Annotated in this window: 1 protein-coding gene and 1 pseudogene; both read right to left on the bottom strand. The window is 53.6% G+C overall.

What is annotated here, in order from left to right; translation table 11 throughout:
• Positions 1-131: pseudogene (locus tag NKJ20_RS34115) on the bottom strand (S-(hydroxymethyl)glutathione synthase); the annotation flags it as partial.
• 20 nt (positions 132-151) lie between these two features.
• The gene (locus NKJ20_RS34110) at positions 152-424 is read right to left on the bottom strand and encodes a hypothetical protein (protein WP_352451332.1); all 273 of its coding nucleotides are present in this window, start codon (positions 422-424) and stop codon (positions 152-154) included.
• Positions 425-515: the final 91 nt, after the last annotated feature.

The raw sequence follows: 515 nt of genomic DNA, 5'->3' as shown, positions 1-515 counted from the left end.
TGGGCGATCTGGCCCTTGACCTTCACCTTGACCGGGTTGCTGGTGCAGGCGCAGACCAGCGTGCCGCCGGCAAAGTCGGCCTTTTCCCGTGGCAGTCCATTGTCGATTTTAGGATGCAGTTTTTCCGGCATTTTTGTCTCCTCCCTTGGTTCTATGCTGGTTCCGTTTCGATTACCGCTTCATTCTCCATACGGTGTTCTTGCTTGACGCGCTCTACCACCTTGAGCGCCTTGCTCAGATATGTATCGCGCACGAGAAACGATATTTCTTCTCTGCCGCGGTCGATCTCATCGAGGTCGATGCGAACGCGGTTGTTATTCCTAAGCGCTACCCAAAGATGTTCGCCGAATTGCCAGCTCTGCATACTGAGCGACTCGCTGAAATTCGGATATCGGATCCGAACCCGGATCAGTACCTCCTTCAATAGACTACCACGCTCCTGATCGACTTGCCTTCATGCATCAGGTCAAAGCCCTTGTTGATGTCCTCGAGCTTCAGCGTGTGGGTGATCATCG

The organism is Mesorhizobium sp. M0185 (genome assembly GCF_040322175.1).
In the GTDB taxonomy this organism is placed as follows: Bacteria; Pseudomonadota; Alphaproteobacteria; order Rhizobiales; family Rhizobiaceae; genus Mesorhizobium.
The sequence above is the reverse complement of the archived record's forward strand: the minus strand, read 5'-3'. Positions and strand labels throughout refer to the sequence as shown.